Raw genomic sequence first — 7,327 nt, 5'->3', positions numbered from 1 at the left:
CAGCCACACCACGTCGACGAAGTGCCAGTACCAGGCCGCCGCCTCGAAGCCGAAGTGCTTCTGCGGCGTGAACTGGCCGGCCATCAGGCGCAGCAGGCAGACGATCAGGAACAGGGTCCCGATCAGCACGTGGAAGCCGTGGAAGCCCGTGGCCATGATGAAGGTCGAGCCGTACAGCGTCGCGTTGGCCGCCTCCTCCGAGTAGAAATAGTCGTGCGAGAAGATGTGGTAGTACTCGTACGCCTGGATGGCCGTGAACAGCACGCCGAGCGCGACGGTCAGGGCCAGCGCCAGCTTGGCGCCCTTGCGGTCGCCGACCTGCAGCGCGTGGTGGGCCCAGGTGACGGTGGTGCCCGACAGCAAGAGGGTCAGGGTGTTGACCAGCGGCAACTCCCAGGCCGGCACGGTGTGCACGCCGTGCGGCGGCCAGGTGGCCCAGGCGGTGCGGACCTCCTCGATGGCGGACAGCGTCCGGAACTCATTGAAGAGCGCCATCTCGAAGAACATCCAGAACCAGGCGACGAAGAACATCACCTCCGAGGCGATGAACAGCACCATCCCGTAGCGCAGGCCGATGCCCACGACGGGGGTGTGGTCGCCCTGGCGGGATTCCTTCACCACGTCCCGCCACCAGCCGAACATCGTGTAGAGCACGCCGGCGAAGCCGATGAAGAACATCACCGGCGACTTCTCGAGCCCGAAGGCGCCCTTCATCCAGACGACCGCGCCGATGGCCATGATCGTTGCGGCGACCGAGCCGATCAGCGGCCAGGGGCTGGGGTTGACCAGGTGGTAGTCGTGCTTGACGCCTTCGGCCATGTCGCTCGTGGTCCTGTCTTCTTAAGCGGCGGCGGTGTTCGCGCCGGTGCTATAGCCCCGCATCCGCCGATCCGCCAAGGGGCGAAGCCGGCGCAACCTGTTGCAGTTGAGCGGTTTTGCTGCCCTTCGCGGCCGGCGGGCTCGGGAAGTAGGTGTAGGAAAGGGTGATTTCGCTCTTTCCGCGGGTCTCGAAGTCCTCCGCGTACTCGGGATCGACGAAGTAGATCATCGGAAACTCAACCGTCTGGCCCGGCTGGATCGTCTGGTCGGAGAAGCAGAAGCACTCGAGCTTGCGGAAGTAGGGGCCGGCCTGCTCGGGCACGACGTTGTAGACCGCACGGCCGGTGATCGGCCGGTCCGAGGTGTTGGTCACCTTGAAGAAGGCGGTCCCGGTCTCGCCGATTCGCAGGGTCTGGCTGACCTGCTCGGCCTCGAAGTCCCACGGCAGGTCGCCCCGCACGTTGGTGTCGAAGTGGATCAGCAGGGTCTTGTCCAGCACCTTGGTGGGGGCGGCGTCGGCCTTCATCACCGTCCCGTCGAAGCCGGTCAGCTGGCAGAAGGCGCGATAGGCCGGCACCGCGGCGTAGGCCGCCCCGACCATCAGGACGAGCCCGCCGATGCAGGCGGCCGCGACGCGGCGATTGCGGCGCCTGGAGAGGTCAGAGGGGCCGGTCGAGGACATTGGCGCCGAGACGGACAATGGTGACGAGGAAGACGAGCACGACGAACAGCAGCAGGCCGAGCGCCAGGGCGATGTTGCGGCCCCGCCGGGCCTTGGCGTCGCGTTCGCTCTCGTTGGCCGGATCGGTCATGGCTCAGGCCAGGCCCGGCAGCTGGACCAGCCGCTCAGCCAGGATGCTGGCGAACAGCAGGGTCAGGTAGAGGATGGAGAAGGCGAACAGGTTACGCGCGTCCTTGGCGCCGGCCTTCACGTCATAGAGGCCGTCGTCGTTGCGCACCTTGGGGGCATCGCCCGCCTTGCTGCGCAGGACCCGCCAAGCCAGCACCAGGAACACCGCCCCGCCCAGGGCCGAGACGGCCAGGTAGAGCGCGCCGCCGAGGCCCGTGAGCACCGGAGCCAGGCACAGGGGCACGAGCAGCAGGCTGTAGAGGAAGATCTGCTTGCGGGTCGCCGCCGCCCCGGCCACGACCGGCAGCATCGGCACGCCCGCCTTCTCGTAATCCTCACTGGTGTAGAGCGACAGGGCCCAGAAGTGCGGCGGGGTCCAGAAGAAGATGATCGCCACCAGCAGCCAGGCGTCCAGCGGCGCAGATCCCGCCGCCGCGGCCCAGCCGATGGCCGGCGGCAGCGCCCCGGCCAGCCCGCCGATGACGATGTTCTGGGCGGTGCTGCGCTTCAGCCACATGGTGTAGACGACCGCGTAGAAGAAGATGGTGAAGGCCAGCAGGCCGGCGGCCAGCCAGTTCACCGCCACCGCCATGAACAACACCGACAGCAGGGACAGGACGACGCCCAGCGCCAGGGCGTCGGAGCCCTGCACCCGGCCGGCCGGCACCGGGCGGCTGCGGGTGCGGCGCATCTTGGCGTCGATGTCGGCGTCGTACCACATGTTCAGCGCCGCCGACGCTCCGGCCCCGACCGCGATGCAGAGGATCGCGACCGCGCCCAGCAGCGGATGGATCGGCGCGTCGGCGGCGATCATCCCGGTGAAGGCGGTGAAGATCACCAGCGACATGACCCGCGGCTTCAGGAGCCGCACGTAGTCCTGCCATGTGGCGGGCGCGCGGGCCTGGGAAAGCGTGGAGGTCATGGACATCAGAGTACTCGATAAGCCGAGGGTGCGCGGACGTTTCCGGCCCGCGCACCCCAAGGGGTCTTAAGATCCGCCGGCGCTAGTGCTGCGCGTCGGGACGCACCACCGGCAGCTCGTTGAACTGGTGGAACGGCGGCGGAGAGGACAGGGTCCATTCCAGCGTCGTCGCGCCCTCGCCCCACGGATTGGCCTCGGCCTTGCGGCGGAAGATCATCGCGTCAAGCAGGACCACCAGGAACACGCCCACGCCCACCAGGGTGACGGCGTAGCCGAGCGAGGAGACCCAGTTCCACAGGGTGAAAGCCTCCGGGTAGTCGACATAGCGCCGCGGCATGCCCTGCAGGCCCAGGAAGTGCTGCGGGAAGAAGATCAGGTTCACCCCGATGAAGGTGATCCAGAAGTGCACGGCGCCCAGCCACTCGCGGTACTTCACGCCGAAGATCTTCTCGAACCAGTAGTAGAAGCCGGCGAAGATCGCGAAAACGGCGCCCAGGCTCAGCACGTAGTGGAAGTGGGCCACCACGTAGTAGGTGTCGTGCAGGCTGTAGTCGATGCCGGCGTTGGCCAGCACCACGCCGGTGACGCCGCCCACGGTGAACAGGAAGATGAAGCCGATCGCCCACAGCATGGGCGTCTTGAAGTCGATCGACCCGCCCCACATCGTCGCGATCCAGCTGAACACCTTCACGCCCGTGGGCACGGCGATGACCATGGTTGCGGCCACGAAGTAGGCGCGCAGGTTGATGCCCATGCCGACCGTGTACATGTGGTGCGCCCACACGATGAAGCCGACGAAGCCGATCGCCACCATGGCGTAGGCCATGGCCAGGTAGCCGAACACCGGCTTCTTCGAGAAGGTCGACACGATGTGGCTGATGATGCCGAAGCCGGGCAGGATCAGGATGTAGACCTCTGGGTGGCCGAAGAACCAGAACAGGTGCTGGTACATGATCGGGTCGCCGCCGCCCGCCGGGTTGAAGAAGGCGGTGCCGAAGTTGCGGTCGGTCAGCAGCATGGTGATGGCGCCGGCCAGCACCGGAAGCGACAGCAGCAGCAGGAAGACGGTGACCAGCACCGACCACACGAACAGCGGCATCCGGTGCAGGGTCATGCCCGGCGCGCGCATGTTGAAGATGGTGGTGATGAAGTTGATGGCGCCGAGGATCGAGCTGGCGCCGGCCAGGTGGACCGACAGGATGGCGAAATCCATCGCCGGCCCGGCGTGGCCGATGGTCGACAGCGGCGGATAGAGCGTCCAGCCGCCGCCGAAGCCGCGGCCCGGCCCGCCGTCGGCGAACATCGAAAGCAGCAGCAGCACCCAGGCGGCCACCAGCAGCCAGAACGAGATGTTGTTCATCCGCGGGAAGGCCATGTCCGGCGCGCCGATCATCAGCGGCACGAACCAGTTGCCGAACCCGCCGATCATCGCCGGCATGACCATGAAGAAGATCATGATCAGGGCGTGACCGGTGACGACCACGTTGTAGCCGTGCTTGGAGGCCTCCACGAGGCCGAGCTTGGCCAGCAGGCTGCCCTCGGTGAACACCTGAATGCCCGGTTCGGCGAGCTCCCAGCGGATCAGGCCCGACAGGGCGCCGCCCACCAGGCCCGCCATGATGGCGAACAGCAGGTAGAGGGTCCCGATGTCCTTGTGGTTGGTCGAGAGGAACCAGCGGACGAGGAAGCCCGGCTTATGGTCGTGGTCGGCGTGAGCGGCGGCGTGAGCCATCTGACTTTAAGTCCTGCAGACTATTTCGCGGCGGGCGCAACCGGCGCCGCGGGAGCGGCGGCGGCAGGCGCGGCGGGAGTGGAGGCGGCGGGAGCCGGAGCGCCCGCGGGAGCAGCGGCGCCGGCGGCGGGCGCGGCGGCCGCCGCCGAGGCGGCGTCGGCCTGCGCATCCAGGGTGGTGGCGGTCGGCGCCGGCGCCTTGCCGGATTTGGTGGCCACCCAGGCGTCGAATTCCGCCTGCGTCACGACCTTTACCTCGATCGGCATGAAGGCGTGGTCGACACCGCACAGCTCGCGGCAGTTGCCGTAGTATGTGCCCACCCTGTCAGCCTTGAACCAGGTCTCGTTGACCCGCCCCGGAACCGAGTCGGCGATGATCCCGAAGGCCGGAATGGCGAAGGCGTGGATCACGTCCGCGCCGGTGGTCAGCACCCGGACGACCTTGCCCTCGGGGACGACGATCGGCTCGGTGACGGCCAGGCGATAGGGCACGCCGCGGGCCTTGGCGTCCTCTTCCGGCAGCATGTTGGAGATGTATTCGCTGATCCCATGGTCCGGGTACTCGTAGCCCCAGTACCACTGGTAGCCGGTGGCCTTCACCGTCACGTCGGCGCGCGGCATGTCGTGGTAGGCGAACAGCAGCCGGAACGAGAAGATGGCGATGAACATCAGGATCATCACCGGCAGCACGGTCCAGACGATCTCGACCGGGGTGTTGTGGCTCCAGCGGGCCGGAGTCGGGTTGGCGCGCTTGTTGAAGCGCACGATCACCCAGATCAGCAGGCCGAGCACCAGCAGGCAGATGGCGGTGATGATCGGCATCAGCACCGCATCATGGAAGAAGTGGGCCTGGTGCTTCAGCGGCGAGGCCGCCGGCTGCAGGCCGATGCCGCCGGGCGTGGGTTGGCCCAGCAAGTCTTCGGCGAAAGCGGCGCCGGCGAAGGTCGCCATCGCAACGCTTGCGGCCGCCCCAGCCGCCAGCGTCCGGATCCCCTGAAACCTCGACTTCATGTCCCCTCGGTCTCTTCGGCCGCGCGTCCCAGATGCGAGACGATTCTCCCGGCCATACGAACGTAGGGGCCGCGCGGAACAAGTCCCCGGCCCTTCGCGGGCGTCCATACGCGCCTTCCCCAGGATTGCCAAGGCGGTAGGCTGCACTCGCCTTGCGACGGCTTGACCTTCGTCGCGGCGGCCCCCTCGGAACCGGCGGCCGCGTCCGAGGATTGGCGCGGAAACGGCGACCGGCGTTCGGCTTTGTCGGTCGGTCGCGAACCTGTCCGCCGCGGGTGACGCGGGCCATTCGAGCGCCTATCTCTAGGCTCTCCAGCAAAGAGAAGACCGGCCCATGAACGCCCACGCCTCCGCTCCCTCGATCCTGGCCTCCTCCGGCGTCGACGCCGAGCGGGCCCGCGGCCTGCTGGGCGAGGCGCTCGCCGGGGCGGACGACGGCGAGCTGTTCGTCGAGCGCAGCGAGAGCGAGGCCTTCCTGTTCGACGACGGCCGGCTGAAGTCGGCCGCCTACGACGCCACCGAGGGCTTCGGCCTGCGAGTGGTGGCGGGCGAGACCGCCGGCTACGCCCATTCCAGCGAGATCTCCGAAGGCGCCATCGCCCGCGCCGCTCAGTCCGCGGCGCTGGCCAAGCGCGGCTACCAGGGCGTCGCCGCCGAGCCGCCCCGGGCGACCAACGAAAAGCTCTACGGCGAAGACAACCCCCTCGCCTCCCCCGACTTCTCCGAAAAGGTGTCCCTGCTCCAGGAGATCGACGCCTGGGCGCGGGGCCGCGACCCGCGGGTGGTGCAGGTGATGGCGTCACTGGCCGGCGAGCGGCGCACAGTGGAGATCCTGCGAGCCGACGGACGGCTGATTCGCGACGTCCGTCCGCTGTGCCGGATCAACGTTCAAGTCACCGTCGAACGTGAGGGCCGGCGCGAGAGCGGCTCCTCCGGCGCGGGCGGCCGGGCCGGCTTCGAGACCTGGATCACCGCCGACCGCTGGCGCGAACAGGTGGACGAGGCTCTGCGCCAGGCGCTGGTCAACCTCGACGCCGTCCCCTGCCCGGCGGGCGAGATGGACGTGGTGCTCGGCCCCGGCTGGAACGGCGTGCTGCTGCACGAGGCGGTCGGCCACGGCCTGGAAGGCGACTTCAACCGCAAGGGCACCTCGGCCTTCTCCGGCCGCATCGGCGAGCGCGTCGCTGCGCCCGGCGTCACGGTCTTCGACGACGGCTCCATCGCCGGCCGCCGCGGCTCGCTGACCGTCGACGACGAGGGCACGCCCACGGAGCGCACCATCCTGATCGAGGACGGCGTGCTGGTCGGCTACATGCACGACCGGATGAGCGCCCGGCTGATGGGTCTGAAGGCCACCGGCAACGGCCGGCGCCAGTCCTACGCCCACCTGCCGATGCCGCGGATGACCAACACCGCGATGATGGGCGGTCAGCACAAGCGGGAGGAGATGATCGCCTCCACCAAGCGCGGCCTCTATTGCGCCAATTTCGGCGGCGGTCAGGTGGACATCACCAACGGCAAGTTCGTCTTTCAATGCACCGAGGCCTACCTGATCGAGGACGGCAAGGTGACCACTCCGTTGAAGGGCGCGACCCTGATCGGCGACGGCCCCTCGGCGCTGACCCGCGTCACCATGATCGGCGACGACTTCGACTTCGACCCGGGCATCGGCGTGTGCGGCAAGTCGGGCCAGAGCGTCCCGGTCGGCGTGGGCCAGCCGTCGCTGAAGCTGACCGGCCTGACGGTGGGCGGGACGAGCCTGTAGGCAAGTACCTGTCCGAAATTTAATCCACCTTTCCGGAATTTAATTGGCGAAGCTTGTCGCCTGCGGGTCCTCTCCGCGCGGGAGAGGTTACATTGCTCGTTACATCCATGATCGCCGCGGCGCTGGCCGCCGCCGCCCCTGAGGCCGCAGCCGACGCCCAGGCGAGCGAACCCACAGCCGCGACCGCGCCGGCGGTGATCAGCTATGGGCCGGAATTCTTCACCAGCTT

7 protein-coding genes are annotated in these 7,327 nt (G+C 68.1%); 1 reads left to right on the top strand and 6 read right to left on the bottom strand.

What is annotated here, in order from left to right; genetic code table 11:
* From VHK87_RS13005 to coxB, 6 genes are all read right to left on the bottom strand, one after another.
* A partial coding sequence (locus VHK87_RS13005; protein ID WP_329635324.1) for a cytochrome c oxidase subunit 3 occupies positions 1-819 on the bottom strand: 819 nt, incomplete at its 3' end.
* Between the two features lie 49 nt (positions 820-868).
* On the bottom strand, positions 869-1,501 hold the full coding sequence (locus VHK87_RS13000; RefSeq protein ID WP_329635323.1) for a cytochrome c oxidase assembly protein: 633 nt from the start codon (positions 1,499-1,501) through the stop codon (positions 869-871).
* Positions 1,479-1,631, bottom strand: coding sequence for a hypothetical protein (locus tag VHK87_RS12995; protein ID WP_329635322.1), 153 nt, complete (start codon positions 1,629-1,631; stop codon positions 1,479-1,481). The genes VHK87_RS13000 and VHK87_RS12995 overlap by 23 nt, the downstream gene beginning before the upstream one ends.
* Positions 1,632-1,634: 3 nt before the next feature.
* A complete protein-coding gene (gene cyoE / locus VHK87_RS12990) occupies positions 1,635-2,597 on the bottom strand; it encodes a heme o synthase (protein WP_329635321.1) in 963 nt (320 codons plus the stop codon).
* Between the two features lie 76 nt (positions 2,598-2,673).
* Entirely contained in the window at positions 2,674-4,323 is a 1,650-nt protein-coding gene (ctaD, locus tag VHK87_RS12985) for a cytochrome c oxidase subunit I (protein ID WP_329635320.1), read from the bottom strand.
* A gap of 20 nt (positions 4,324-4,343) precedes the next feature.
* Complete coding sequence (coxB, locus tag VHK87_RS12980) at positions 4,344-5,333, bottom strand: cytochrome c oxidase subunit II (RefSeq protein WP_329635319.1); 990 nt, start codon at positions 5,331-5,333, stop codon at positions 4,344-4,346.
* Positions 5,334-5,667: 334 nt separating this feature from the next.
* Here coxB and tldD point away from each other — a divergent pair, with 334 nt between their 5' ends.
* Complete coding sequence (gene tldD, locus VHK87_RS12975) at positions 5,668-7,098, top strand: metalloprotease TldD (protein WP_329635318.1); 1,431 nt, start codon at positions 5,668-5,670, stop codon at positions 7,096-7,098.
* Positions 7,099-7,327 lie beyond the last annotated feature (229 nt).

This window comes from Phenylobacterium sp. (assembly GCF_036263695.1).
Lineage (GTDB): Bacteria > Pseudomonadota > Alphaproteobacteria > Caulobacterales > Caulobacteraceae > Phenylobacterium.
This window is presented reverse-complemented; position numbering and strand designations above follow the sequence as displayed.

Bases quoted from the DNA above. Each gene is read 5' to 3' on its own strand.
- tldD (WP_329635318.1), top strand. From the start codon at position 5,668: ATGAACGCCCACGCCTCCGCTCCCTCGATCCTGGCCTCCTCCGGCGTC.
- VHK87_RS12995 (WP_329635322.1), bottom strand. From the start codon at position 1,631: ATGACCGATCCGGCCAACGAGAGCGAACGCGACGCCAAGGCCCGGCGG.
- coxB (WP_329635319.1), bottom strand. From the start codon at position 5,333: ATGAAGTCGAGGTTTCAGGGGATCCGGACGCTGGCGGCTGGGGCGGCC.
- VHK87_RS13000 (WP_329635323.1), bottom strand. From the start codon at position 1,501: ATGTCCTCGACCGGCCCCTCTGACCTCTCCAGGCGCCGCAATCGCCGC.
- cyoE (WP_329635321.1), bottom strand. From the start codon at position 2,597: ATGTCCATGACCTCCACGCTTTCCCAGGCCCGCGCGCCCGCCACATGG.
- ctaD (WP_329635320.1), bottom strand. From the start codon at position 4,323: ATGGCTCACGCCGCCGCTCACGCCGACCACGACCATAAGCCGGGCTTC.